At 69.3% G+C, this 25,479-nt stretch carries 30 protein-coding genes; 19 read left to right on the forward strand and 11 right to left on the reverse strand.

Translation table 11 applies throughout. The features are described from left to right. Positions 1-258 precede the first annotated feature (258 nt). The 3 genes from BST10_RS08770 to BST10_RS08780 all read left to right on the forward strand — a co-directional run bounded on the left by BST10_RS08770 (position 259) and on the right by BST10_RS08780 (position 2,650). On the forward strand, positions 259-795 hold the full coding sequence (locus BST10_RS08770; protein WP_013829355.1) for a DUF3000 domain-containing protein: 537 nt from the start codon (positions 259-261) through the stop codon (positions 793-795). Between the two features lies 1 nt (position 796). Next, a complete protein-coding gene (locus BST10_RS08775; protein ID WP_083037455.1) occupies positions 797-2,059 on the forward strand; it encodes a ribonuclease D in 1,263 nt (420 codons plus the stop codon). Between the two features lie 159 nt (positions 2,060-2,218). Further along, positions 2,219-2,650, forward strand: coding sequence for a PACE efflux transporter (locus tag BST10_RS08780; protein ID WP_083037456.1), 432 nt, complete (start codon positions 2,219-2,221; stop codon positions 2,648-2,650). Here the strand turns inward: BST10_RS08780 and dxs are convergent. Then, positions 2,631-4,544, reverse strand: a complete 1,914-nt coding sequence (gene dxs, locus BST10_RS08785) for a 1-deoxy-D-xylulose-5-phosphate synthase (RefSeq protein WP_013829358.1) — start codon at positions 4,542-4,544, stop codon at positions 2,631-2,633. The two genes, BST10_RS08780 and dxs, sit on opposite strands and share 20 nt — an antisense overlap. A 47-nt stretch (positions 4,545-4,591) precedes the next feature. On the opposite strand from dxs, the gene BST10_RS08790 reads away from it, so the two are divergent. Together BST10_RS08790 and BST10_RS08795 are read left to right on the forward strand one after the other, a co-directional pair. Beyond that, complete coding sequence (locus BST10_RS08790) at positions 4,592-5,035, forward strand: CBS domain-containing protein (RefSeq protein WP_013829359.1); 444 nt, start codon at positions 4,592-4,594, stop codon at positions 5,033-5,035. Between the two features lie 4 nt (positions 5,036-5,039). Beyond that, entirely contained in the window at positions 5,040-6,329 is a 1,290-nt protein-coding gene (locus BST10_RS08795) for an ArsB/NhaD family transporter (RefSeq protein ID WP_083037457.1), read from the forward strand. A gap of 80 nt (positions 6,330-6,409) precedes the next feature. On the opposite strand, the gene BST10_RS08800 is transcribed toward BST10_RS08795, so the two are convergent. Together BST10_RS08800 and BST10_RS08805 are read right to left on the reverse strand one after the other, a co-directional pair. Next, the gene (locus tag BST10_RS08800) at positions 6,410-7,582 is read right to left on the reverse strand and encodes a class I SAM-dependent RNA methyltransferase (RefSeq protein WP_083037458.1); all 1,173 of its coding nucleotides are present in this window, start codon (positions 7,580-7,582) and stop codon (positions 6,410-6,412) included. Next, positions 7,579-9,576: an APC family permease gene (locus BST10_RS08805; protein ID WP_083037459.1), complete on the reverse strand. Its 1,998-nt coding sequence runs from the start codon at positions 9,574-9,576 to the stop codon at positions 7,579-7,581. The genes BST10_RS08800 and BST10_RS08805 overlap by 4 nt, the downstream gene beginning before the upstream one ends. Before the next feature lie 102 nt (positions 9,577-9,678). Here BST10_RS08805 and BST10_RS08810 point away from each other — a divergent pair, with 102 nt between their 5' ends. After that, complete coding sequence (locus tag BST10_RS08810) at positions 9,679-10,350, forward strand: potassium channel family protein (RefSeq protein ID WP_083037460.1); 672 nt, start codon at positions 9,679-9,681, stop codon at positions 10,348-10,350. Further along, the gene (locus tag BST10_RS08815) at positions 10,347-11,009 is read left to right on the forward strand and encodes a potassium channel family protein (RefSeq protein ID WP_083037461.1); all 663 of its coding nucleotides are present in this window, start codon (positions 10,347-10,349) and stop codon (positions 11,007-11,009) included. Before BST10_RS08810 ends, BST10_RS08815 begins: the two co-directional genes overlap by 4 nt. Here the strand turns inward: BST10_RS08815 and BST10_RS08820 are convergent. Then, entirely contained in the window at positions 10,995-11,663 is a 669-nt protein-coding gene (locus BST10_RS08820; RefSeq protein WP_083037490.1) for a DUF3159 domain-containing protein, read from the reverse strand. The two genes, BST10_RS08815 and BST10_RS08820, sit on opposite strands and share 15 nt — an antisense overlap. Positions 11,664-11,692: 29 nt before the next feature. Continuing rightward, positions 11,693-12,064 carry an OB-fold nucleic acid binding domain-containing protein gene (locus BST10_RS08825; RefSeq protein ID WP_013829366.1) on the reverse strand — a complete coding sequence of 124 codons (372 nt, stop codon included), beginning with the start codon at positions 12,062-12,064 and terminating at the stop codon, positions 11,693-11,695. Positions 12,065-12,171: 107 nt separating this feature from the next. Here BST10_RS08825 and BST10_RS08830 point away from each other — a divergent pair, with 107 nt between their 5' ends. After that, a complete protein-coding gene (locus BST10_RS08830; RefSeq protein WP_083037462.1) occupies positions 12,172-12,879 on the forward strand; it encodes a hypothetical protein in 708 nt (235 codons plus the stop codon). 73 nt (positions 12,880-12,952) lie between these two features. On the opposite strand, the gene BST10_RS08835 is transcribed toward BST10_RS08830, so the two are convergent. Next, positions 12,953-13,747 carry a DUF3710 domain-containing protein gene (locus BST10_RS08835; RefSeq protein WP_041318138.1) on the reverse strand — a complete coding sequence of 265 codons (795 nt, stop codon included), beginning with the start codon at positions 13,745-13,747 and terminating at the stop codon, positions 12,953-12,955. A gap of 40 nt (positions 13,748-13,787) precedes the next feature. Further along, a complete protein-coding gene (gene dut, locus BST10_RS08840; RefSeq protein ID WP_013829369.1) occupies positions 13,788-14,252 on the reverse strand; it encodes a dUTP diphosphatase in 465 nt (154 codons plus the stop codon). Between the two features lie 25 nt (positions 14,253-14,277). Here dut and BST10_RS08845 point away from each other — a divergent pair, with 25 nt between their 5' ends. After that, entirely contained in the window at positions 14,278-14,763 is a 486-nt protein-coding gene (locus tag BST10_RS08845) for a DUF3093 domain-containing protein (RefSeq protein WP_041318141.1), read from the forward strand. A 13-nt stretch (positions 14,764-14,776) separates the two neighbouring features. On the opposite strand, the gene BST10_RS08850 is transcribed toward BST10_RS08845, so the two are convergent. Then, positions 14,777-15,079 (reverse strand): DUF4193 domain-containing protein, encoded by a 303-nt coding sequence (locus BST10_RS08850; protein WP_013829371.1) that lies wholly within the window; start codon positions 15,077-15,079, stop codon positions 14,777-14,779. Positions 15,080-15,249: 170 nt separating this feature from the next. On the opposite strand from BST10_RS08850, the gene cei reads away from it, so the two are divergent. The 5 genes from cei to BST10_RS08875 all read left to right on the forward strand — a co-directional run bounded on the left by cei (position 15,250) and on the right by BST10_RS08875 (position 19,874). Next, the gene (gene cei / locus BST10_RS08855) at positions 15,250-15,900 is read left to right on the forward strand and encodes an envelope integrity protein Cei (RefSeq protein WP_013829372.1); all 651 of its coding nucleotides are present in this window, start codon (positions 15,250-15,252) and stop codon (positions 15,898-15,900) included. Positions 15,901-15,919: 19 nt separating this feature from the next. Next, positions 15,920-16,738, forward strand: a complete 819-nt coding sequence (ppgK, locus tag BST10_RS08860) for a polyphosphate--glucose phosphotransferase (RefSeq protein ID WP_083037463.1) — start codon at positions 15,920-15,922, stop codon at positions 16,736-16,738. A gap of 187 nt (positions 16,739-16,925) precedes the next feature. Then, positions 16,926-18,464 carry an RNA polymerase sigma factor gene (locus BST10_RS08865; protein ID WP_083037491.1) on the forward strand — a complete coding sequence of 513 codons (1,539 nt, stop codon included), beginning with the start codon at positions 16,926-16,928 and terminating at the stop codon, positions 18,462-18,464. Between the two features lie 6 nt (positions 18,465-18,470). After that, a complete protein-coding gene (locus BST10_RS08870) occupies positions 18,471-19,553 on the forward strand; it encodes a methyltransferase (RefSeq protein ID WP_083037464.1) in 1,083 nt (360 codons plus the stop codon). Between the two features lie 36 nt (positions 19,554-19,589). Next, the gene (locus tag BST10_RS08875; RefSeq protein WP_083037465.1) at positions 19,590-19,874 is read left to right on the forward strand and encodes a hypothetical protein; all 285 of its coding nucleotides are present in this window, start codon (positions 19,590-19,592) and stop codon (positions 19,872-19,874) included. Here BST10_RS08875 and BST10_RS08880 read toward each other — a convergent pair. Further along, positions 19,825-20,175, reverse strand: coding sequence for a DUF952 domain-containing protein (locus BST10_RS08880; RefSeq protein ID WP_083037466.1), 351 nt, complete (start codon positions 20,173-20,175; stop codon positions 19,825-19,827). The genes BST10_RS08875 and BST10_RS08880 overlap by 50 nt on opposite strands. 121 nt (positions 20,176-20,296) lie before the next feature. Between BST10_RS08880 and BST10_RS08885 the strand changes: the two genes are divergently transcribed. Together BST10_RS08885 and BST10_RS08890 are read left to right on the forward strand one after the other, a co-directional pair. Next, positions 20,297-20,491: a DUF7455 domain-containing protein gene (locus BST10_RS08885; protein ID WP_041318146.1), complete on the forward strand. Its 195-nt coding sequence runs from the start codon at positions 20,297-20,299 to the stop codon at positions 20,489-20,491. Between the two features lie 86 nt (positions 20,492-20,577). Next, complete coding sequence (locus BST10_RS08890; protein ID WP_013829379.1) at positions 20,578-21,537, forward strand: YihY/virulence factor BrkB family protein; 960 nt, start codon at positions 20,578-20,580, stop codon at positions 21,535-21,537. Here BST10_RS08890 and BST10_RS08895 read toward each other — a convergent pair. Then, entirely contained in the window at positions 21,524-21,763 is a 240-nt protein-coding gene (locus BST10_RS08895) for a DUF3039 domain-containing protein (RefSeq protein ID WP_083037492.1), read from the reverse strand. The two genes, BST10_RS08890 and BST10_RS08895, sit on opposite strands and share 14 nt — an antisense overlap. 66 nt (positions 21,764-21,829) lie before the next feature. Between BST10_RS08895 and BST10_RS08900 the strand changes: the two genes are divergently transcribed. The 3 genes from BST10_RS08900 to BST10_RS08910 all read left to right on the forward strand — a co-directional run bounded on the left by BST10_RS08900 (position 21,830) and on the right by BST10_RS08910 (position 24,228). Next, a complete protein-coding gene (locus tag BST10_RS08900; protein WP_235620578.1) occupies positions 21,830-22,306 on the forward strand; it encodes a DUF3099 domain-containing protein in 477 nt (158 codons plus the stop codon). Positions 22,307-22,434: 128 nt separating this feature from the next. Then, positions 22,435-23,400, forward strand: coding sequence for a sigma-70 family RNA polymerase sigma factor (locus BST10_RS08905; protein WP_013829382.1), 966 nt, complete (start codon positions 22,435-22,437; stop codon positions 23,398-23,400). A gap of 135 nt (positions 23,401-23,535) precedes the next feature. Beyond that, positions 23,536-24,228 (forward strand): iron-dependent transcriptional repressor DtxR, encoded by a 693-nt coding sequence (locus tag BST10_RS08910; protein WP_013829383.1) that lies wholly within the window; start codon positions 23,536-23,538, stop codon positions 24,226-24,228. Between the two features lie 10 nt (positions 24,229-24,238). On the opposite strand, the gene BST10_RS08915 is transcribed toward BST10_RS08910, so the two are convergent. Further along, the gene (locus tag BST10_RS08915) at positions 24,239-25,297 is read right to left on the reverse strand and encodes a DUF4192 domain-containing protein (RefSeq protein WP_083037467.1); all 1,059 of its coding nucleotides are present in this window, start codon (positions 25,295-25,297) and stop codon (positions 24,239-24,241) included. Positions 25,298-25,479: the final 182 nt, after the last annotated feature.

Raw genomic sequence — 25,479 nt, forward strand, 5'->3', positions numbered from 1 at the left:
GGTTACGGCGCGGGAACGGCCCGTGATTCATGCGTTGCGGCGGTCCCGGCTTCCCCTCGCCGAACCGCCGGTGATTCGGCGCGCCTTTCTGCGCCGGCCCGCGTCGGGGGTTAGCGTGAGATTCGGCGACCCGCGTCGCGGCGGTGCGCAACAGCACCCGGGGGCCGGCCGCTGGCGGCGCGGGGCAGAGCGATCAGTTAAGGAGCGGCACCCGTGACATCAGCCGAGCCTGCCCCCTTCCGCGAAGCGGTGGCAACCATGCACGCCGCAACGGTCCGGTCCGAGATCGAGCTCGGCCCGATCCGGCCGCCCCAGCGGCTGGCGCCCTACAGCTATGCGTTGGGTGCCGAGGTCAAACATCCCGAAGCCGATTTCGTCCCGCAGGACTCCGACGGCGATGCGTTCGGCCGGCTGATCCTGCTCTACGACCCGGACGGCACCGACGCCTGGGACGGCACCATGCGCCTGGTGGCGTTCATCCAGGCTGATCTGGACCCGCAGGAGGCGATCGACCCGCTCCTGCCCGAAGTCGCCTGGAGTTGGCTGGTCGAAGCGCTGGGCTCCCGAACCGAACACATGACCGCGCTGGGCGGGACCGTCACCGCGACCACATCGGTGCGCTACGGCGACATCTCCGGCCCGCCCCGCGGACACCAGTTGGAGCTGCGAGCGTCCTGGACCGCCACCACTCCGGAGCTGGGCACGCATGTCCAGGCGTTCTGCGAGGTCCTCGAACACGCCGCAGGCCTGCCGCCGGTCGGGATCACCGACCTGAGCTCGCGAACCCGCGTCTGAGATGACCGGACAGACCACCGAACCGGCCACCGAAGAGCCCGAACCGACGCCGCTGCCGCATCCCGCCGACGGTGTACCGGAGGTGTCAGTCACCACCCGGCAGATCGGCGCCGCCGCCGAGAAGCTGGCCGGCGGCCACGGCCCGTTCGCGGTGGACGCCGAACGGGCGTCGGGCTTCCGCTACTCCAACCGCGCCTACCTGATCCAGATCCGGCGCGCCGGTGCCGGCACCGTGCTGATCGACCCGGTTGGGGCGGGCTCGGATCCGGCGGCCCTGCTGCGCCCGGTCGCCGAGGTGCTCGACGACGACGAGTGGATTCTGCACGCCGCCGACCAGGATCTGGCCTGCCTGGCCGAGGTCGGCATGTGGCCGAAGGCGCTCTATGACACCGAACTGGCCGGGCGGCTGGCCGGCTTCGACCGCGTCAACCTGGCGGCGATGGTGCAGCGGCTGTTGGGGCTGGGCCTGGCCAAGGGCCACGGCGCCGCCGACTGGTCGAAGCGTCCGCTGCCCGCCGAGTGGCTCAACTACGCGGCGCTGGACGTCGAGGTCCTCATCGAACTGCGCGAGGCCATCGCCGAGGTGCTGTCCGGCCAGGGTAAAAGTGATTGGGCGGCACAGGAATTCAATCATCTGCGGAGCACCGACTTCATCACGTCGACGCGCCGGGACCGCTGGCGGCGCACCTCGGGTATCCACAAGGTGCGCGACCGGCGCGGGCTGGCCGCCGTTCGTGAACTGTGGACGGTGCGCGACCGGATCGCCGAGCGCCGCGATATCGCGCCCGGGCGCATCCTGCCCGACGCGGCGATCATCGCCGCAGCCGTCGCCGATCCCACCACCGTTGACGAGTTGCTCGCCCTGCCGGTATTCGGCGGACCCAAGCAGCGCCGCAGCGCGGCGACCTGGCTGGCCGCGCTGGCTGCCGCTCGCGACAACCCGGAACCGCCGGACTCCGCCGAACCCCCGAGCGGCCCACCGCCGCCCTCGCGCTGGTCGCGGCGCAAACCCGAGGCGGCCGCGCGACTGGAAGCGGCCCGCGCCGCACTCGGACAACTGTCCGAGCAGGTGAGCGTGCCGACCGAGAACCTGCTCTCCCCCGACCTGCTGCGCCGACTGTGCTGGGACTGGAGTGCGGCGACACCGGACCCCGCGGTCACGATCGAGGAGTTTCTCAACACCGGCGGCGCCCGGCCCTGGCAGCGGCAGTTGGCGGTGCCGCTGCTCGCCCAAGCCCTCGGCGCTACGGTCGCCGGCGGCTAGCGCAGCCGGCTTGCTGCGCCCGCCGGCACGGTCGACGGGTTGCTAGACTGCTGGATACGCCAGCCGTATTCGTTGATCGGCCAGCGCTTCTCACGCCACGACCACCATGGACGCGAACCGTCGAGGACTTCCCATGGTCGATTTTCCTTGGAGCACCTCGTGTCACCAGTTGTTCGCCGGGTCAGCTACGTCATCAGCTACGAGATCGTGGCCATCGTGCTCACCGCCCTGGGTCTTGTCGTCCTGGGATTCGGCGGCGGCAGTTCCGGTGTCATGGCCGTGACGGCATCGACCGTCGCGGTGCTGTGGAACTACATCTGGAACACCGTGTTCGAGGCCTGGGAGCGGCGGCAGCGCTCCCCGGCCCGCACGCTGCGGCGCCGGGTGGCGCACGCCATCGGTTTCGAAGGCGGACTGGTGGTGTTCTTGTTGCCGATAGTCGCCTGGATCTTGCACGTCTCGCTGCCGCGGGCGTTCGCTCTGGAGGCCGGCCTGCTGGTGTTCTTCCTGATCTACACGTTCGTGTTCACCTGGGTGTTCGACAAGGTGTGGCCGCCCATCGGGGCGCGCCCTAATCCAGCCGCTCGCTGACCTCTTCGACGCAGTTGCTACTGCTCATCGCCGCCACCCAACCGGTGATCTGGCGGGCCACGTCCTGGGCGGTCAGGCCCACCTCGGCCAGCAGCTCACCGCGGGAGGCGTGGTCGTAGAAGCGTTGCGGCAGGCCGACGTCGCGGCAGGGCACATCGATCTCGGCGTGCCGCAGCGCCGCCGACACCGCCGAGCCGACACCGCCGGCGACGCCGTTGTCCTCGCAGGTGACCACCAGCTTGTGGGCGCCGGCCATCTCGATGACCACCGCGGGAACCGGCAGCACCCAGCGGGGATCGACCACCGTCACGCCGATGCCCTGGTTGTGCAGCCGGTCGGCCACCGCCAGCGCCATGGGCGCGAACGCGCCGACCGCGACTAGCAGCACGTCGGCGGGCAGCCCGTCGGCCGGCAGCGCCAGCAGATCCACCCCGGACCGTCGCTGGATCGCCGGGATATCTTCGCCCACATCCCCTTTCGGGAACCGAACCGCGCTGGGGCCGTCATGGATGTCCAGCGCCTCACCGAGTTCCTCGCGCAGCCGGACACCGTCGCGCGGTGCGGCCACCCGCATGCCCGGAACGATGCCCAAGATCGACAGATCCCACATGCCGTTGTGGCTGGCGCCGTCGGGACCGGTGATCCCGGCTCGGTCGAGCACCACGGTAACCGGCAGCTTATGCAGCGCGACATCCATCATCAACTGGTCGAAGGCGCGGTTGAGGAAGGTCGAATAGACCGCCACCACCGGGTGCAGGCCGCCCATCGCCAGCCCGGCCGCCGAGGTGAGCGCATGCTGTTCGGCGATCCCGACGTCGAACATGCGATCCGGGAACCGCTGGCCGAACGGGGTCAGCCCGGTGGGGCCGGGCATGGCGGCGGTGATCGCGACGACGTCGCGGCGCTTGGCACCGTACTCGATGAGCGCGTCGGAGAACACCGCCGTCCAGCCGCGGCCGGCAGTCTCGGTCGCAGACCCGGTCAGCGGGTCGATCACGCCGCAGGCATGCATCTGCTCGGCCTCGTCATCCTCGGCCGGCCGGTAGCCTTTGCCCTTGCGGGTCACCACGTGCACGATCACCGGCGCGCCGAAGCCCCGCGCGCGGCGCAGCGCGGACTCCACCGCGGCTTCGTCGTGCCCGTCGATCGGGCCCAGGTATTTCAGGCCCAGGTCGGTGAAGAGCGCCTGCGGGGCCAGCGCGTCCTTGAGGCCCGCCTTGAAGCTGTGGATCACCTGGTAGCCGATCTCGCCGACGACCGGCACCCCGCGCACCGCGGCGCGGCCGCGCTCGAGCAGCCGCTCGTAGGCGGGCTGCAGCCGCAACGCGGCCAAGTGGTCGGCGAAACCGCCGATGGTGGGCGCGTAGCTGCGGCCGTTGTCGTTGACCACGATCACCACCGGCCGGTTACCGGCGGCGATGTTGTTCAACGCCTCCCAGCACATGCCGCCGGTCAGGGCGCCGTCGCCGACGACGGCCACCACGTGCCGGTTGCGGTGGCCGGTCAGCTCGAAGGCCTTGGCCAGTCCGTCGGCATAGGACAGCGCCGCGCTGGCGTGGCTGGACTCCACCCAGTCGTGCTCGCTCTCGGCGCGCGACGGGTACCCCGACAGCCCGCCCTTGCGGCGCAGGCTGTGAAAGTCCGGGCTGCGGCCGGTGAGCATCTTGTGCACGTAGGCCTGGTGGCCGGTGTCGAAGATGATCGGGTCGTGCGGGGAGTCGAAGACCCGGTGCAGCGCCAGCGTCAGCTCCACCACACCCAGATTGGGGCCCAGGTGTCCCCCGGTCGCAGCGACCTTATGGATCAGGAACTCCCGGATCTCCGCCGCCAGAGCGGTCAACTGCGCCTGCGAGAGGTGCTGCAGATCGGCGGGGCCGCGGATCCCTTCAAGCATCCGGCTAGTCTACGCATGGCGACGGGCACCCCCCGTATGGTCGTCCTATGCGCGCCGAGGAGATCGCTGAGGAATTCCCGGTGGTGGCCATCGACTCCGACGCCGTCGACGCGGCCCGGTTACTGGCCGAGCACCGGCTGCCCGGCATCGTCGTCGTCGACGCGGCCGGCCAGCCGCACGCGGTGCTGCCGGCTTCCCAGGTGGTGCGTTTCATCGTGCCGGGCTACGTCCAGGACGACCCGTCGCTGGCCGGAGTGCTCAGCGAGAGCGCGGCCGATCGTGCCGCCGAGAAGCTGCGCGGCAAGGCGGTGCGCGACGTGCTGCCCGAGCACCTGCCCGAACTGCCGACCGCCGGCGCCACCCACACCCTTATCGAAGTCGCCTCCACCATGGCCCGGCTGCGCAGCCCGCTGATCGCCGTCGTCAAGGACGGTAAACTGCTCGGCGTGATCACCGCGTCGCGGTTGCTGGCCGCAGCCCTCAAAGTCTGATCGGGTGACGTTTTTCGCGGTCGCGGTCTTCGTGATCGCCTATGGGTTCATCGCCGCCGACCGGGTCAACAAGACCCTGGTGGCGCTGACCGGGGCGGCCGCGGTGGTCATCCTGCCGGTCATCTCCTCCGATGACATCTTCTACTCCCGCAGAACCGGCATCGACTGGGACGTCATCTTCCTGTTGCTGGGCATGATGATCATCGTCAGCGTGCTGCGCCAGACCGGCGTCTTCGAGTACGTCGCGATCTGGTCGGCCAAGCGGGCCCAGGGTTCCCCGCTGCGCATCATGATCCTGCTGGTGTTGGTGACGGCCGTTGCATCAGCGCTGCTGGACAACGTCACCACGGTGTTGCTGATCGCACCGGTCACCCTGCTGGTATGCGACCGGCTGGAGATCAACGCGGCGCCGTTTCTGATGGCCGAGGTGTTCGCGTCGAATATCGGCGGCGCCGCCACCCTCGTCGGCGACCCTCCCAACATCATCATCGCCAGCCGCGCGGGGCTGTCGTTCAATGCCTTTCTCGCGCACATGGCGCCGATCGTCGCCATCGTCCTGGTCGCCTTCATCGCGCTGCTGCCGCGGCTGTTTCCGGGATCGTTCACTGTCGACCCCGACCGAGTCGACGACATGATGGCGCTCGAGGAGCGCGAGGCGATCCAGGACCGCCGCCTGCTGATCAAGTGCGGCGTGGTCCTAGCCGGGGTGTTCGCCGGGTTCATCGGACACTCCGCGCTGAACCTGGAGCCTTCCGTGGTGGCGCTGCTCGGTGCCGGGGTGCTGATTGTGATCTCCAAGATGGAGCGCTCGGACTACCTCTCCGGCGTCGAGTGGGAGACCCTGCTGTTCTTCGCCGGCCTGTTCGTGATGGTGGGAGCCCTGGTGGACACCGGGGCGATCGCCGCCCTGGCCAAGGGCGCCACCGAGCTCACCGGCGGCAACGCCTTGTTGACCACGATGGGAATCCTGGGGGTGTCCGCGCCGGTGTCCGGCATCATCGACAACATCCCCTACGTGGCAACCATGACCCCGATCGTGGCCGAACTGAGCACCACGCTGCCCAACGACCTGCACCCGGATGCGCTGTGGTGGGCGCTGGCGCTCGGCGCCGACTTCGGCGGGAACCTGACCGCGGTCGGAGCCAGCGCCAATGTGGTGATGCTCGGCATCGCCCGCCGCGCCGGAAACCCGATCACGTTCTGGGAGTTCACCCGCAAGGGCATCGTGGTCACCGCGGTCTCGGTGGCGCTTGCGGCGCCGTACCTGTGGTTGCGCTACTTCGTGTTCGGTTGATTTTTTCGGCGCGAACAGACGTGAAAGCCCCCAAAATGACCAGAATTTAGGGGTTTTCGCGTCTGCTCGCGGGGAGCGGCTCAAGCTCGCGTCAGCAGCGCCACGCACTCCACATGGTGGGTGAGCGGGAACGCGTCGAACACCCGGATCTGCTCGACGGCGTACCCGTGATCGCGGTACAGCCCGATGTCGCGGGCGAACGCCGCGACCTCGCAACCGATGTGCACCAGCCGCGGCACCTTCGCGGCCGCCAGCGCCTCGATCACCTCACGGCCGGCGCCGGCGCGCGGCGGGTCCAGCACCGCGACGTCGGCAGCCCTCGGCTGTGCGGCCAGCGCCCGGCGCACCGAGTCGGTGCGCACCGACACCTGCGGCAGATCGACGAGTGCGGCCCGGGCGGCGGCCGTCGCGGCCCGTGAGGTGTCGATGCTGACCACCTCGCCGGAGGTCCCCACTCCGTCAGCCAGTGCCGCAGCGAAGATCCCGGCCCCGCCGTAGAGGTCCCAGGCGGTCATGCCCGCCTCCGGCTGCGCCCAGTCGGAGATCAGCGCACTGTAGAGGGCGGCCGCCCGGCGATGCGCCTGCCAGAACGCCGTCACCGGGATCCGCCAGCGTCGGCGGCCGACCCACTGGGTGGCGTGATAGTCGCCCTCGAGGACCTGCGGACGGTGGTTGCGGCTGGTGCTCACCACATGCCGGACCCCGTCGTCGTCGGTCACCACGTGCAGCTGATCGCCCGGTCGCCAAGTCTGCTCGGCCAGCCCCTTGGTCATCCCGGCGGGCAATTGGCCGCACCGCAGATCGGTGACCAGCTTGTCGCTGTGATATCGGTGAAATCCGGCCCGTCCGTCGGCGCCGACCTCCAGCCGAACCCGGCTGCGCCAGCCGGTCGGGCCGTCCTCACCCAGCGGTTCGGCCTCGCCGTGCCAGTCGTAGCCGCCGAGCCGGCGCAACTGGTTGGCGACCACCTCCGCTTTGAGCGCCCGCGCCGCGGCAGGCTCGGCGAACGCCAGGTCGCAGCAGCCGGCGCCGTCGACGCCGGCGATCGGACACAGTGAGGCGATCCGCCCGTCCGCCGCTTCGAGCACCTCCACGCATTCGGCGTGCCAGTACGAGCCGCGCTCGGCGGTGATGCGGGCCCGCACCCGTTCGCCGGGCAGCGCGTAGCGCACGAATACCACCCGACCGTCATGGCGGGCCACACAACTGCCCCCGTTGGCCGGTGGGCCCACGTCCAGGATCAGTTCGGTCACTCCGTGAAGCCTCTCCGGGTGTCGCCGGGGGCGTGATGCGGCGCCAACTCCTTGCGGCGCTCCGAGGAGTTCAGCTGCCAGGGCACCGAGGTCACCATCACCTGCGGCATGAACAGCAGCCTGGTCTTGAGCCGCAACGCGCTCTGGTTGTGCAGCACCTGCTCCCACCAGTGGCCCACCACGTATTCGGGGATGTAGACGGTCACCACGGTGCGCGGCGACTCCTTGTTGAGCCGTCTGACGTACTCGAGCACCGGCCGGGTGACCTCGCGGTACGGCGACGCGATCACCTTGAGCGGCACGGTGATATCGCTGGCCTCCCAGTCGCGTACCAGGGCCCGGGTCTCGGTGTCGTCGACGTTGACGGTGATCGCCTCCAGGGTGTCCGGGCGGGTGGCCCGCGCGTAGGCCAGCGCGCGGCGGGTCGGCAGGTGCAGCTTGGAGACCAGGACCAGGGCGTGGTTGCGGCTGGGCAACACCGTCTGGTCGTCGAGGGCGGCGGACTGCGTGGCCAGCTCCTGTCTGACGGCATCGTAGTGGCGGCGGATCAGTTTCATCATGGCGAACAGCACCGACATGGCGACGATCGCGATCCAGGCGCCGGCCAGGAACTTGGTGGCGATCACAACGAGAAGCACGGTCCCGGTGGCGACGAACCCGATGGTGTTGACCACCCGAGAACGCACCATCTTGGCGCGGGCCGCACGATCGGTTTCGGTGCGCAGCAATCGGTTCCAGTGCCGGACCATGCCGATCTGACTCAGGGTGAAGGACACGAACACCCCGACGATGTAGAGCTGGATCAGTGCGGTCACCTCGGCCCCGAACGCCACGATGAAGGCGATGGCCACGACCGCCAGGAACACGATGCCGTTGGAGAAGGCCAGCCGGTCGCCGCGGGTGTGCAGCTGACGCGGCAGATACCGGTCCTGGGCCAGGATCGATCCCAGCACCGGGAAACCGTTGAACGCGGTGTTGGCGGCCAGCGCCAGGATTAGCGCGGTCACGCCGGCGATGATCCACAGACCGGGCGGAAAGCCGCGAAACACCGTCTCGGCCAACTGCGCCAGCAGCGTCTTCTGGTCGTAGTCCGCCGGCGCCCCGATCAGCTGTTCGTGCGGGCGCGCGGCGATTTTCACACCGGTCTGGCGGGCCAGCACGATGATGCCCATCATCAGCGTCACCGCGATCACGCCCAGCATCAGCAAGGTGGTGGCGGCGTTGCGCGACTTCGGCTTGCGAAACGCCGGCACGCCGTTGCTGATCGCCTCCACCCCGGTCAGCGCCGCACACCCCGACGAGAACGACTTCGCCACCAGGAACACCAGGGCCAGCCCGACCATCTCGCCCTGGGTGGAGTGGATCTTGAACGAGGCCGAGTCGGCCTGAAGCTGGTGGCCCAGCACGAAGATCTGGAACAGCCCCCAGCCCAGCATCGCGAAGACCCCGATCATGAACGCATAGGTCGGGAAGGCGAACGCGGTGCCCGATTCCCGGATGCCGCGCAGATTGGCCGCGGCCACCACGACGACGGTACCCACCGCGAACGCCACCTTGTGGTCGGCTATGTAGGGTATCGCCGAGCCGATGTTGGCGACCCCCGATGAGATCGAAACAGCAACGGTCAGAACATAATCCACCATCAATGCACTCGCGACGGTCAGGCCCGCGGTGCCGCCGAGGTTGGTGGTGACCACCTCGTAGTCACCGCCGCCGGAGGGGTAGGCGTGCACGTTCTGACGGTAGGAGGCCACCACGGTGATGAACACGAACGCCACCGCCAGGCCGACCCACGGTGTCATCCGGTAGGCCGCGATGCCCGCCACCGACAGCACCAGGAAGACCTCTTCGGGCCCGTAGGCCACCGAGGACAGCGCGTCGGAGGCGAACACCGGCAACGCGACACGCTTGGGCAACAGGGTGTGACTGAGCCGATCGCTGCGGAACGGCCGGCCCAGCACCAGCCGGCGGGCAGCGGTGGAAATCTTCGACACGAGAGCCAAGGGTAAGCCAGGCCGGCGCTGGCGGTAGCGTTCACCGAATACGGGCACGACTGCAGTCGAATCCAGTCGAAACCAGCCGAAAGGACCGTGCACGTGCGGGTAGTTGTGATGGGATGCGGCCGGGTGGGCGCCTCGGTTGCCGACGGACTGTCCCGGATCGGCCATGAGGTCGCGATCATCGACCGCGACACCACCTCGTTCAACCGGCTCAGCCCGGAGTTCAACGGCGAACGGGTGCTGGGCATGGGCTTCGACCGCGACGTGCTGCTGCGCGCCGGCATCGAGGAGGCCGGCGCGTTCGCCGCGGTCTCGTCGGGTGACAACTCCAACATCATCGCCGCGCGGCTGGCCCGGGAGACGTTCGGCGTGGCGCGGGTGGTCGCCCGGATCTACGACGCCAAGCGGGCCGCCGTCTACGAGCGGCTTGGGATTCCGACCATCGCCACCGTGCCCTGGACCACCGACCGGCTGCTCGACGCGCTGACCCGGGAGAGCGAGACGACCAAATGGCGTGACCCGACCGGCACCGTCGCGGTGGCCGAGGTGGTGCTGCACGAGGACTGGATCGGCCGCCCGGTCACCGACCTGGAAGCGGCCGTCGGTGCGCGGGTGGCGTTCCTGATCCGGTTCGGCACCGGCATCCTGCCCGAGCCCAAGACCGTCATCCAGGCCAGCGATCAGGTGTACATCGTCGCGGTGTCGGGCCGCGTCGCCGAGGCGATGGCGATTGCAGCGCTGCCGCCGAGCGAGGACCTGGACAAATGAAGGTCGCGGTGGCCGGGGCCGGGGCTGTCGGCCGGTCGATCGCACGGGAGCTGCTCGACAGCGAGCATCAGGTGACGTTGATCGAGCGCAATCCGGAGCACATCGACGTCGAGGACATCGCCGAGGCGCAGTGGCATCTCGGTGACGCCTGCGAGTTGAGTCTGTTGGAATCGGTGCACCTGGAGGACTTCGACGTCGTCATCGCCGCCACCGGAGACGACAAGGCCAATGTGGTGCTGTCGCTACTGGCCAAGACCGAATTCGCCGTTCCCCGGGTGGTGGCCCGGGTGAACGATCCCCGCAACGAATGGCTGTTCACCGATGCCTGGGGCGTGGACGTGGCGGTTTCCACGCCGCGGATGTTGGCGTCGCTGGTCGAGGAGGCCGTCGCGGTCGGGGATCTGGTGCGGCTCATGGAGTTCCGCAAGAGCGACACCAACCTGCTGGAGATCACGCTGCCCGACGACACCCCCTGGGGCGGCAAGCCGGTGCGCAAGTTGACGCTGCCCCGCGACGCCGCACTGGTGACGATCCTGCGGGGCACCCGGGTGATCGTGCCGCAGGACGACGAGCCGCTGGAAGGCGGCGACGAGTTGCTGTTCGTCGCGTCTTCCGGCGTCGAGGACGCGCTGCGCGAGCTGCTGCTACCGGCGCACTGACCGGGGCCCGCGGCCGTCTGCCGGCTGCGAGACCGGCTGCTCGTCCAGTGCCCGCTGCACGTATTTGACCGCCAGATAGGTCACCACCGCCGCCAGCGCGGTTAGCGGCCAGCCCATGGCGATGCGGGCCACCCCCAACCACCCGGTCTGGTCGGCGTCGTAGAGCAGCCGCTGCACCGCGAAGCGGGAACCGAAGACCAGCACCCAGGTCAGGGTCGCGACGTCGTAGGCGTAGACCGCCGCCCGCACCCCGCGCCAGGCCCGGCTCTGCCCGCTGGCCCAGCTCCAGATGTAGCCGACCGCCGGTCGCCGGATCAGGATGGATCCGGCGAAGACCAGCGCCCATGCCAGCGACGTCCAGATGCCGAGCAGGAAATAACCTTTTGAGTCGCCCATCAGGTAGGCGATCAGGGCACAGACCGCCACCCCGAAGAACCCCGATACGGCCGGCTGGGTGGATTCCCGGCGGATGAGCCGCCAGGCCAGCACTGCCGCGGCCACCGTCAGCGCCGCCACCACTGCGGTTCGCAGCCCGAAGAGACTGGAGGTCGGCACGAACACCACGATCGGCAGCGACGAGTAGATCAGGCCGGACACTCCGCCGATCTGGTCCAGCAGTCGCTGCGGCCCTTGGGCGCCGAACTCGCCGGTCATCGTCACGCCGGCCTGACGGTCTCCGGCCGTCACTGCTGGATTTCGTAGTGGGGGTTGTAGATGGCCTTGCAGCCGCTGTCGAGCTTTCCGAGCCGGCCGTGCACCCGCAGCGTGCGGCCCGAGTTGATTCCGGGAATGCGGCGCTGCCCCAGCCACACCAGTGTCACGGTGTCGGTGCCGTCGAACAGCTCGGCGCGGACCCCGCCCACACAGCCCTTGGCGTTGGCTTCCACGCTGCGCAGCACCCCGACCATGGTGACCTCTTGACCGCGTTCGCAGTCGATGGCGCGCTGCGCGCCGGTGTTGAGCGCCTCGTCGGACAGTTCCTCGACATCACGCAGCTCGGGGTCTTCGGTCAGTCTCCGAGTCAGCCGGCGCAGATAGCCTTTGGGCGCAGCCATTGCACTCTCCCTCAGTTGTGTGCGCACGCTAGGGTAGACCTGTTGATTACCTAATGCCACAACGACCGGCCTACGGGTCGCCGAGCAGCACCCGGCACCATCGAGGGGTGGCATTCGATTTGCACGGTGTGACGGCAGTCCTGCTGCCGGGAACCGGATCCGACGACGACTACATCCACCGGGTGTTTTCGGGACCGTTGCAGCAGGTAGGCGCCGAATTGGTGGTCCACCGGCCGCAACCTGACGGCCTCGTCGAGGGCTACCTGGCCGCGTTGGACTCCGCGGCCTCGCGAGGCGTCCCGATCATCGCCGGCGGCGTGTCGATCGGCGCGGCGGTGGCCGCCGCCTGGGCGCTGCGGCATCCCGGGCGAGTGCGAGGGGTGCTGGCCGCGCTGCCGGCATGGACGGGTGCCCCCGATGGCGCACCGGCCGCGCACGCCGCCCGCCTCAGCGCCGAGGAGCTGCGCCGGGACGGCCTGCCGGCGGTGGTGGCCCGCATGCGGGCGTCCAGCCCGGCATGGCTCGCCGACGAGCTGACCCGGTCGTGGACCGCCCAGTGGCCGCTGCTGCCCGACGCGCTGGAGCAGGCGGCGGCCTATGCGGCTCCGACCCGCGCCGAGCTGGCGACGCTGACGGCGCCGCTCGGCGTGACCGCGGCCGTCGACGACCCGGTCCATCCGTTGCACACTGCCACCGAGTGGGTATCCGCGGCGCCACGGGCGGCGCTACGTACGGTGACGCTGGCACAGCTCGGTGCCGACCCGGCCGCCCTGGGCGCCGCTTGCCTGACGGCGCTGATCGCCGCGGCGGGCTGATCGGCTGGATACGCGGCTAACCGCCGGGGCTTGATTCGGCGGTCCAGCTTCGGCTCTCCTGCGTCGAGCCTCGCTAACCGCCGGTGATGGTGCGCAACTGCTGCATCGCGGATCCCTCCGCGCTGCGGCGAGCAGTCGGCGCGGGCGGCGGCACATCTCCGCCGGGGCCGGGCTGGACTCCCCCGGGCTGCTGACCACCACCGGGCGCCGCGCCCCGGGCGGCCTGCGCGGCCGCGGCGGCACGCAATTGCTCGGCCATCGGCTCGGGCAGCCGCACCGGTAACGGGGTACGCACCGGCAGCGGAGTGTCGCCACGCCGGACCACGGTGTCCGCCAGGGCATCTCGCGCCTGCTGGGAGAGCGCCTCCAACGACTCGTGCGGGCCGTTGACCACGCAACGCACCATCCAGCGATAGCCGTCGACCCCGATGAACCGGACCGCGCCGGCCGCCGATCCGACCACCTCCCGACCCCACGGGCCGTCGATGACGCTGACGCTCGCGGAGTCCCGTCGCAGCGCCTCGGCAAGCTCGGCGGCGACCTCACGCCACAGCCCCGCCGACTTGGGCGCGGCGTAGGCGGCGATGTTGAACCGGCCATTGGGCGTCACCATCCAGACCGCGCTGGGCACGCCCGCCTCACTGAGCTCGACTTGGACCTGGGCCCCTGCGGGCATCGGCACCAATACCGAACCCAAGTCGAGCCGGGCCGTCGCCGCAGCCGCCGGGTCGTCGAAATCCTCGATGTCGAACGGGCCCTCGAGCTCCTCGCCCGCGTCCTCGTCGAGGTCCTCCAGCTCCTCGGGTGCCGGCTCGGCGCGCGTCGGCTCGTCGCCGCCCACCTTGCTCTTGCCCCTACCGAATGCCATCACAGCCGCCCATCTTCGTCACTTCTGCCATCACCAGCCGTCACAAACTCGCGTGCCCGCCCGACGAGCCGTGGCCGTCACCGCCCCGGGTGGTCCCGGCCAGGCCGGCCTCGTCGAACGAGGTCACCTCGACCAGTTCTGGTAGCTCGACCCGCTGCACCACCAGCTGGGCGATCCGGTCCCCCCGGTGGATGTCGATCGGGGTCGCCGGGTCCAGGTTGATCAACGCCACCTTAACCTCACCGCGGTAACCCGCGTCGATCGTTCCCGGACTGTTGACGATCGAAAGACCCACCCTCGCAGCCAGACCCGACCGCGGGTGCACCAGGCCGACCATGCCGAACGGAATCGCCACCGCGATACCGGTGGGCACCAGCGCACGTTGGCCCGGGGCCAGTTCGACATCGACCGCGCTGTACAGGTCGACGCCGGCGTCGCCGGCGTGGGCACGGCTCGGCAGCGGGAGATCAGGATCCAGGCGAACAACCGCGAGACTGGGCGACACGAGGCGCAAGACTACTCTTAACCGGATGTCGGGATCGCGTGTGAACCACCGGGCATCGCAAACCGTGCGGTACCGCGAGCAACTGTGGGTGCCCTGGTGGTGGTGGCCGCTGGGGTTCGTGGGCAACGGGCTGATGGCCTACGAGGTGCGACTGGGGCTGCGCAGCCTGCCGGGCTGGCTGCCGTTCGCGGTGTTCTTCGCGATCACCGTGGCCGCCCTGCTGTGGCTGGGACGCATCCAGGTCCGCGTCGTCGAAACCGACGGCGAGGTCGAACTCTGGGTGGGCGAGGCGCACCTGCCGGCCGGCGTGATCGCCCGTTCCGCGGAGGTTCCGCAGTCGGCCAAGTCGGCGGCGCTGGGCCGCCAACTCGATCCGGCGGCCTACGTCGTGCATCGCGGCTGGGTGGGACCCATGGTGCTGATCGTGCTCGACGATCCCGACGACCCGACGCCGTACTGGCTGGTCAGCTGCCGTCATCCGCAGCGCGTGTTGGCAGCCTTGCAGGGTTGAGGGACGGTACGGGTCAGGCCGCGCAGTCGGTGCAGATCATCACGCCGTTCTTCTCGCTGGCCAGCCGGCTGCGGTGCTGAACCAGAAAACAGCTGGAGCAGGTGAACTCGTCGGCCTGCTTGGGCACGACGCGCACGGATAACTCTTCCCCGGACAGGTCGGCGCCGGGCAGTTCGAAGGACTCGGCCGATTCCGATTCATCGACGTCGACCACGGCGGATTGCGCCTCGTTCCGCCGCGCTTTGAGCTCCTCGAGCGAGTCCTCAGAAACGTCGTCGGTCTCGGTGCGCCGCGGGGCGTCGTAGTCGGTAGCCATCGTATTCTCCCCTCAGTCCCCTCGGTAACCCTGCGCGAGCTTTGTACCAGCGTCGAACGCATCCACCAAATGATTCGTGCCCGGATCACGCCAAGATCAAGTGTGATTTACGTCACATCGCCTTGCTGACCACGGCCGTCGGGGCCGCCCGCGCCCTCTAGAGTGCGTACGTGGTCACGCAAATCACTTCCGGTACCGAGTTCGACAAGCATGGTCTGCCGTTCCGGCGACGCAATTACCGCCCCGCCGCCTACGCCCTGGCCGCCCTGGCCCTGTTGACCGCGGTGGCATGGGCGGTGGCGTTGACCCGACCGGCCGACATCCACGAGGTTGCGGTGTGCAACGCACCGCCGGCGCCCACCGAACCCGACCAGCCGCGACTGGGCACCCAGGTGCCCCGCGCCGCGATGATCACCACCACGCCGGCCAAACTCGCCGACATCAAAGCGCGCGTCCTCAACGCCAGCGGCCGCGCCGGGCAGGCCGCCGACGTCGCCGACGCCCTACGCGACGACGGCTTCGCCCAGCCGACCGCCGCCAACGACCCCGTCTACGCCAACGGCCGGCTGGACTGCAACGGCCAGATCCGCTTCGGCGAGGCGGGACAGGCCGCCGCTGCGGCCCTCTGGTTGGTGGCGCCGTGCACCGAGTTGTTCCGCGACGACCGCCTCGATGACTCCGTCGACCTCGCGGTCGGCAGCGACTTCGTGAGCCTGGCCCACAGCGACGACATCGAGGCGGCGCTGGCGGGCTTGCGTCCGGACGCCACCGGGCTGCCCGACCCGGCACTGCTGACCAAGATCCATTCCGGTACCTGCTGACAACCCGCCGAGGAGATCCATGACCGGCACAGACCCGACCGATTCCCCGCCCGTCGCGCCCGCTGCCGCGACCGGCGACGGACGACCGCAACGACGCGGTTTCGGCGTCGATGTCGGCGGCAGCGGCATCAAAGGCGGCGTGGTCGACCTCGACACCGGTGCACTGATCGGCGAACGCTACAAACTGCCGACACCGAGCCCCGCGACCCCCGCCGCAGTCGCCGAGACCGTCGCCCAGGTGGTCCGGAAGTTCGGCTGGACCGGTCCGCTGGGGGTCACCTACCCCGGTGTGGTGATCGACGGCGTGGTGCGGACCGCCGCCAACGTCGACAAGTCCTGGATCGGGGTGAACGCGCAAGCCGCGATCCAGGCCGCGCTCGATGGGCAGCCCGTCGTCATCCTCAACGACGCCGACGCCGCCGGACTGGCCGAAGAGCGGTTCGGCGCGGGCAAGGACAACACCGGCGTCGTCGTGTTGCTCACCTTCGGCACCGGGATCGGCTCGGCGGTGATCCACAACGGAAAGCTGCTACCCAACACCGAACTCGGGCACATCGACGTGGCCGGCAAGGAGGCCGAGCACCGGGCCGCGGCGTCGGTCAAGGAGCGCAAGAACTGGAGCATGAAGAAGTGGTCCAAGCAGGTGACCAAGGTGTTGGTGGCGATCGAGGACGCGCTGTGCCCGGACCTGATCATCGCGGGCGGCGGCATCAGCCGCAAAGCCGACGAATGGGTGCCACTGCTGCGCAACCGGACTCCGGTGGTCGCCGCCACATTGCAGAACACCGCCGGGATCGTCGGGGCCGCGATGGCCGCCACGGTCGACGTGACCCGCTGAATAGCGCCCGCTCAGCGATTGGTGCGGCACGCTGTCGTTACAATGGTCCGCGGCGGCCGCCTAACCGATAGCGGCGACTATCCCAGTTGATCACCCAACTGAAATAGAGCCGACATCTGATATACCCGACACTTTCGGTGGCGCACGGCGCTGCGACCCGAAAGTCAGTCCGACCGAAGGGGTGGACGTGGCAGCGAGCAAGGCAAAGCCGGCGACCGAGGAGCCCAAGAAGCGCAGTGCCACCAAGGCACCCGCCAAGGCCGCCGCCAAGTCGACTGCGAAGGCCCCGGCCAAGACCGCCGCCGCGCCCGCCAAGCGGACCGCGGCGAAGGCCACCAAGGCCGCACCGGCCAAGAAGGCCACCAAGAGCGCCGCGCGGGCGGCCACCAAGAGCGCCGCCAAGACCGCCGACGACGGCGACGCCAAGCCCAAGACCCGGTCGGCCCGGGGCCCGGCGAAGAAGGCCGCCGCCCGGGGCGCCAAGGGCGCAGCCAAGAACACCGAGATCGACCTCGCGAACGAGGAGCTGGACGCCGACACCGAACTGGACACCGAGCCCGGCGACGAGGACATCGACGAGACCGACCTGAACCTGGAAGACCTGGACGAGGACGCCGAGGAGTCCGGCGCCGACGAAGCCGTGCCGGCCGCCGGGGCGGCGACCGAGGAGGCCGGCGAGGAAGCTGCCGACGACGACGACGAGATCGCCGAGCCCAGCGAGAAGGACAAGGCTTCAGGTGATTTCGTCTGGGACGAAGAGGAGTCCGAGGCGCTGCGCCAGGCCCGCAAGGACGCCGAGCTCACCGCATCTGCCGACTCGGTGCGCGCCTACCTCAAGCAGATCGGCAAGGTGGCGCTGCTCAACGCCGAAGAGGAAGTGGAGCTGGCCAAGCGGATCGAGGCCGGTCTGTTCGCCACCCAGAAGATGGCCGAGCACGCGGAGAAGGGCGAGAAGCTGGCCGTCGCCTACCGGCGCGACATGGCCTGGATCTGCCGCGACGGCGACCGGGCCAAGAACCACCTGCTGGAGGCCAACCTGCGGCTGGTGGTCTCGCTGGCCAAGCGTTACACCGGCCGCGGCATGGCGTTTTTGGACCTGATCCAGGAGGGCAACCTCGGCCTGATCCGTGCGGTGGAGAAGTTCGACTACACCAAGGGCTACAAGTTCTCCACCTACGCCACCTGGTGGATCCGCCAGGCCATCACCCGGGCCATGGCCGACCAGGCGCGCACCATCCGCATCCCGGTCCACATGGTCGAGGTGATCAACAAGCTCGGCCGCATCCAGCGTGAGCTGCTGCAGGATCTGGGCCGCGAACCCACCCCGGAGGAACTGGCCCGGGAGATGGACATCACCCCGGAGAAGGTGCTGGAGATCCAGCAGTACGCCCGGGAACCGATCTCGCTGGACCAGACCATCGGCGACGAGGGCGACTCTCAGCTCGGTGACTTCATCGAGGACTCCGAGGCGGTGGTAGCCGTCGACGCCGTCTCGTTCACGCTCTTACAGGATCAGCTGCAGTCGGTGCTCGAGACGCTCTCCGAGCGGGAGGCCGGCGTGGTCCGGCTGCGGTTCGGGCTCACCGACGGCCAGCCGCGCACCCTCGACGAGATCGGCCAGGTCTACGGCGTCACCCGCGAGCGGATCCGGCAGATCGAGTCCAAGACGATGTCGAAGCTGCGGCACCCGAGCCGCTCCCAGGTCCTGCGCGACTACCTCGACTAGCCGGCTGTGGCAAAACCCCCACCGGCGGCGCTGCTGGCCGCCCTCACCGCGATGCGCGGCGGCCTGCAGCGACTGCGTCACGCGGCGGTACCCGCCGGTGTCGCCGTCATGGAACTGGGATTCGGGGCATGGCTGGCCCAGGCGATGCACGTCGCGGTACGGCTGGGAATCCCCGATGCGCTCCGAACCGGCCCGCTGACCGCCGACGAGACCGCGCGGCGGGTCGGCACCGACCCCGCGGCCACGTACCGGCTGATGCGTGCGCTGGCCAGTCAATCGGTGCTCAAACTGCGCCGGGACGGCCGGTTCGCACTGACCCGCATCGGGCGCGCCCTGGTCTCCGATGATCCGGCCAGCGTGGCGCCGATGATCGCGTTCATCGGCGACCCGGCGCACCGGGAACACTGGTCACACCTGGAGCACTCGGTGCGCACCGGCGAGACCGCGGTCGACAAAGTGCGCGGGATGTCGTTCTTCTCCTACTTGGACACCGAACCCGAACTGGCGCAGGTCTTCAACAATGTGATGACCGGGGCGTCCGCCGTGGCGATCGAAAGTGCGGTTCCCGCATATGATTTCAGCGCCAGCAAACTGATCGTCGACGTGGGCGGCGGCCACGGTGCGCTGCTGGCCGCGGTGCTGCGCGCCGCGCCCGGCGCCCGCGGCGTGCTGTTCGACCAACCCGCTGTGGTGGCCGGGGCTGAGGCCACCCTGGCAGCCGCCGGAGTGACGTCGCGGTGTGATGTCGCCGGTGGGTCGTTCTTCGAATCGGTGCCGGCCGGCGGTGACACCTATCTGCTCAAGACCGTCATCCACGACTGGGACGACGAGCGTTCGTGCGCGATTCTGCGCAACGTCCGCAGCGCCATCGCCCCGGACGGCACCCTGCTGCTGCTGGAGATGGTGCTGCCCGAAGGCGCGCCCGCCCACCTGGGCCTGCTGCTCGATCTGGAGATGCTGGCGGCGGCCGGCGGCTTGGAACGCACCCGGCGCGAATACGCCGAGTTGCTGTCCCGGGCGGGATTCCGGCTGCAGCGGGTGGTGCCGACCGCCAGCCCGATGTCGATCATCGTGGCCGCTCCGGTTTGACGCCCGGTCACCGATCCGCCGGTAGTATCGCCGAGCATGCCGACCGATGGCGACTCCCAGACCTTCGCCGCGCTGCTCAACCGCGCGGTGCGCCACGGTCACCGGGCTCCGGCCGAGGCCGGGCTGGATCCGGCCGTGATCTCCGCGCTGAATGCCGTGGCCGCCGCTTGGCCGCGGGTGCCCGCCGCGCTGATCAACAAGGCTCAGACCACGTTCGCCCGTAGCGAACTCACCCGGGCGTCGGCGGCCAAGCCCACCACCCCGTTCAACCTCAATCCGCCGGCCCGAACGCACCGTCCGGGCCGGGCCGATACGCCGTGACGCCGATCACCGCGTCGACGGGCAGCGGTCCGTACAGATGCGGGAACAGCATCGCCTCGGGGTCACCCGGCACGCCCGGCTCCCAGCGCACCGGCGACGCCACCTTTGCCGGGTCCACCTGCAGCAACACCAGATCGGTGCGCCCCCGGTAGAGACGATTGGCCGGCAGATGCACCTGCTGCGGGGTCGACAGATGCACGAACCCGGCGCTGTCGAGCGATTCCGGTCGCAGCGCACCGGACGCCTGCGCCGCCGCCCAATCCCGGGTGCCGCACAGGTGTACCAGAATGTCGTGTTCCATCGCTGCTGATCCTGCCCCAGCGCCGCGCGAGGGGTGAGACACGACACAGCCGAAGCGGGGAACAACGCCGAACGCCCGAGCGTCTGACACACTTGACAGACCCGCGAGAACGGAGGAGCCCATGAACGCGACTCTGACCAGTCCCGAACTCACTCGGGCTGATCGATGCGACCGGTGCGGTGCCGCCGCCCGAGTGCGAGCCACGCTGCCCTCCGGAGCCGAGTTGCTGTTCTGCCAGCACCACGCCAACGAGCACGAAGCCAAGCTGATCGAGCTGGCCGCCGTGTTGCAGGTCAGCGCCCCCGCCGGGGACTAGCCGATCGCAGCCCCGGATCCGCGCGCAACACGCCCGACGGAGGGAATTGGGCGCTAGCACCATTCGTCAGGAATGCTGGGCTGGTCATGGCTGACCAAATCCCCAAACCTTCCCGGCATCACCTGCTGCGCATCGCACGCCGCACCTTGGTGAAGAGCTGGGACGATTCCATCTTCGCCGAGTCGGCGCAGGCCGGTTTCTGGTCGGTGCTGTCGCTGCCACCGCTGCTGCTCGGGATGCTGGGCAGCCTCTCGTATGTGGCGCCGTTGTTCGGCCCGGATACGTTGGCCACCATCCAGGATCGGCTGATCGGGATGGCCAGCAGTTTCTTCTCGCAGAACGTGGTGGTGGAGATCATCGAACCCACCGTGCGCGACATCGTCTCCAACGCGCGCGGCGAGGTGGTCTCGCTGGGCTTCGTGATTTCGCTGTGGGCCGGTTCCTCGGCGATCTCGGCCTTCGTCGACTCGGTGGTCGAGGCACACGATCAGACCCCGCTGCGCCATCCGGTGCGGCAACGGTTCTTCGCGCTGGGCTTGTATGTGGCGATGTTGGTGATCGCCGTCGCCGGGGCGCCGTTCGCCGCGCTGGGGCCCCACGCGATCGCCGAGCACCTTCCCGCGCGGTGGACAGATCTGCTGCGGTTCGGTTACTACCCGACGCTGGTGCTGGGGTTGCTGCTGGCGGTGACCGTGCTCTATCGGGTCTCGTTGCCCAAACCGCTGCCGTCACACCGCCTGGTGATCGGGGCGTTGCTGGCCACCACGGTGTTCGTCGTGGCCACCCTCGGGCTGCGGGTCTACCTGCGCTACATCACCAGCACCGGCTACACCTACGGTGCGCTGGCGACGCCGATCGCCTTCTTGCTGTTTGCGTTTCTGCTCGGGTTCGCCATCATGCTCGGCGCCGAACTGAATGCCGCCATTCAGGAGGAATGGCCGGCGGAGGCCACCCACCTGCGTCAGCTGCGCGTCTGGCTGGTGTCCCGGACGGGCCGAAGCGACCCCGGCGACGAGCCGGTGAACGAGCCGGTCAGCTCCTCTTGAGTGTCGCGTAGATCCGCTTGCAGTCCGGGCAGACCGGCGATCCGGGCTTCGCCGACTTGGTCACCGGGAAGACCTCGCCGCACAGGGCCACCACGTGGGTGCCCATGACCGCGCTCTCGGCGATCTTGTCCTTCTTGACGTAGTGGAAGTGTTTGGGGGTGTCGTCGCCGGTCCCGTCATCGACGCGTTCCTCGGCATCGGTGCGTTCGAGGGTGTCGGTCTGTATGCCCATTGCCCCATTGTGCCCGGAACTCAGCGGATCTTAAAACCCTTCGTGGCTGCGGGCCGGTCCGTGTGCGACAGTGGAGTGATGAAGCACGGCCCCGAGCTGGGTTTCGACGACGACGGTCGGCCGGTGCTCATCACCGCAGCCGCCCCGTCCTTCGAACAGCAGCACCGTGAGCGGGTACGTAAGTACCTGACGCTGATGGCGTTCCGGGTCCCGGCGCTGATCCTGGCCGCGGTCGCCTACGGTATCTGGCACAACGGCTGGATCTCCCTGGCGATCCTGATCGCCTCGATACCGCTGCCGTGGATCGCGGTGCTGATCGCCAACGACCGGCCGCCCCGCAGCGCCGATGAGCCGCGGCGCTACGACGCCGCCCCGACGCGCACGCCACTGTTCCCCACCGCGCCGCGCCGCGAGCTGGGTCCGCGATCGCCGCAGCCTGAATCGGCCGGTCGCGAGCCGGGTTCTGAGCCGGAGTTCGGGCCGGGGCCCTCCGGCGGCGACCGGGCCGGCGAACCGCCGCAAGGTACCGGTTCTTAGCACATTCTCAAAGTCATCGGCGTATTCCCGCACGTCAAGTGGTGTGGAAAAGCGATCGGGCGGGAACTCTGCACCCGTGTCGGACGTTGACACGTGTGACAGCTGAAGCCGATCAACGGGAGGCCGTAATGGCAAAGGCAGATGCCACCATCAGTCGGATCGACGGCGATCTGGATGCGCAGAGTCCAGCCGCGGATTTGGTGCGGGTGTACCTCAACGGTATCGGCAAGACCGCACTGCTCAACGCCGCCGACGAGGTGGAGCTCGCCAAACGCATCGAGGCCGGGCTGTACGCGAAGCACCTGCTGGAGACCCGCAAGCGCTTCGGCGAGAAGCGCAAGCGCGAGCTGGCCACCGTGGTCCGCGACGGCGAAGCCGCCCGCCGGCATCTGCTGGAAGCCAACCTGCGCCTGGTGGTCTCGCTGGCCAAGCGTTACACCGGACGGGGCATGCCGTTGCTGGACCTGATCCAGGAAGGCAACCTCGGGCTGATCCGCGCGATGGAGAAGTTCGACTACGCAAAGGGATTCAAGTTCTCCACCTACGCGACGTGGTGGATTCGCCAGGCCATCACCCGGGGTATGGCCGACCAGAGCCGCACCATCCGGCTGCCGGTGCACCTGGTCGAGCAGGTCAACAAGCTGGCCAGGATCAAGCGGGAGATGCACCAGCAGCTCGGCCGTGAGGCCACCGACGAGGAACTCGCCGCCGAATCGGGCATTCCGGCGGAGAAGATCAACGACCTGCTGGAGCACAGCCGCGACCCGGTCAGCCTGGACATGCCGGTGGGCTCCGACGAGGAGGCGCCGCTGGGTGACTTCATCGAGGACTCCGAGGCGATGTCCGCGGAGAACGCGGTGATCTCCGAACTGCTGCACACCGACATCCGCAGTGTGCTGGCGACCCTGGACGAGCGTGAGCACCAGGTGATCCGGCTGCGGTTCGGCCTCGATGACGGACAGCCCCGCACGCTGGATCAGATCGGCAAGTTGTTCGGCCTCTCCCGCGAGCGGGTCCGCCAGATCGAGCGTGAGGTGATGGCCAAGCTGCGGCACGGCGAACGCGCCGATCGATTGCGTTCGTACGCCAGCTGACACGACCTCTGCGCCGGGCCACCGCATACCGTTGCGGTGGCCCGGCGCAGCCGCGTAGCGCCCGGGCCGGTCAGCTGTCGCTGGCTGACCACGCAGCCGCCGCCAAGTAGACTCGTCGGGGACGGAAGGGCCCGAATGAACGAGTTGGTTGATACCACCGAGATGTACCTCAGGACGATCTATGACCTTGAGGAAGAGGGTGTCACGCCGCTGCGCGCTCGGATCGCCGAGCGCCTGGAGCAAAGTGGCCCGACCGTCAGCCAGACGGTGTCTCGCATGGAACGCGACGGCCTGCTGCGGGTGGCCGGTGACCGTCACCTCGAACTCACCGAGAAGGGCCGCGCCCTGGCGGTCTCGGTGATGCGCAAGCATCGGCTGGCCGAGCGACTGCTGGTCGACATCATCGGGCTGCCGCTGGAAGAGGTGCACGCCGAGGCCTGCCGTTGGGAGCACGTGATGAGCGAGGATGTCGAGCGCCGCCTGGTCAAGGTGCTCGACAACCCGACGACCTCACCGTTCGGCAACCCGATTCCCGGCCTGCCGGACCTCGGCTTCGGCTCGGACGCCGGGCCGCGAGAGACCGACCTGGTGCGATTGACCGAGCTGCCGGCCGGCTCGCCGGTGGCCGTGGTGGTTCGCCAGCTCACCGAACACGTCCAGGGTGACATCGACTTGATTACCCGGCTGAAGGACGCCGGTGTGGTGCCCAACGCCCGGGTGACCGTCGAAGCCGACGCGGAGGACGGCGTGACGATCGTCATGCCCGGCCACACCGACGTCAGCCTGCCGTACGCGATGGCACACGCCGTCAAGGTCCAGAAGGTCTGACCGGTTCGTCTCAGCCGGCCCGTCGACCGAAACCCTGCCGCTGCGGCAGCGCCACACCGAGCCGGCCGGCCAGCCGATAACCGGTGTCAGCCAGCCCGCGGATCCGGTCGGGCCGCAATCCCGACTGCAGCGCGGTGTCGAGCAGACCCGCCATCCGGTGGTCCGGCATGCAGCGCAACGCTGCCTCCAGCGACACCCCTGCCAGCGGTCCGTCACCGCGCGCATAGGCGCTGAACGCCAGCAGCACCAGCGCGTCGGCCCGCCACGGCTCGGGCAGCGTGCGGGCCAGTATCGACCACAGCGTCTCTGCGTCGGCGGCGTGCTCGCTGATGGCCAACGCGCACAGCGTGTCCCGTACCAGCACGTCGGTCAGCGAGCATCCCAGCCGGGCCAGCTCCGGTTCGCTCGGCTCCCGGCCGGCGGCCAGCGCGGCGACGGCCGCGAGCATCTGCTCGACGTCGCGGCGGGCCTGGCGACGCCCATCGGCCTGGCTCGCTGCGGCCCGGTCCGCCGCATGATCGTCGATCACCGCTGCCACCGCGGCACGGCGCGCCGCGTCGTCGGGGATGATCACCGCCTGCAGATCCGCCCGGCGCCGATAGAGCCGCCGGCCCTCCAGCACGGCGGCAGCGGCCAGCGGAGAGGCCTCCGGGTCGTCGACCGGGCCGCCCGCGCCGCAGCCATCGATGCAGTGCCAGCGCCCACCGTGCGCCACCCGGTCGACCACGTGCGCGCCGAGCAGCGCGATGTCGTTGCGCGACAACTCCTGCGACAGCGCGTCGACCAGTCGGCGGTGCTCGTCGTTGCAGACCGGGCAGCACGCCCCTGCCGCGTCGACGATCACCACGATGGCCCCGGCCGGGGCGGCGGCCGCGGCGACATCGGCGAGCTGGCCGACGGTGTCAGCGATGCCGTCGGACAGGTCGACCCGCAGCACCGAGCCCAACTCGCCGCCGTCGACCGACACCAGGATCAAGGATTTCTCCGGCACGAAGCCGAGGATGGCCGGCAGCGCCGCAATCAGCGCTGCCGGGCGGTTCAGAGTGAATTCGGGTTGCTTCGTCGTCATGGCAGCAACGTTGACGACACCCACCGTCATCGGAGCGCGCCCACGTGGCGTCTGCGACCGCATTGTGGATGAACCGGCAACTGTGAGCCGACTGCTGCTCGGGGGTGTGGGCAGCCGCCGAGGCGGGAATTCCTCGTTAGGCGAACTCCGATCCCGTCGGGAATGGGGCCGGGGTGACCGGG

Origin of the sequence: Mycolicibacter algericus DSM 45454 (assembly GCF_002086455.1) — a bacterium.
Classification (GTDB): Bacteria; Actinomycetota; Actinomycetes; order Mycobacteriales; family Mycobacteriaceae; genus Mycobacterium; species Mycobacterium algericum.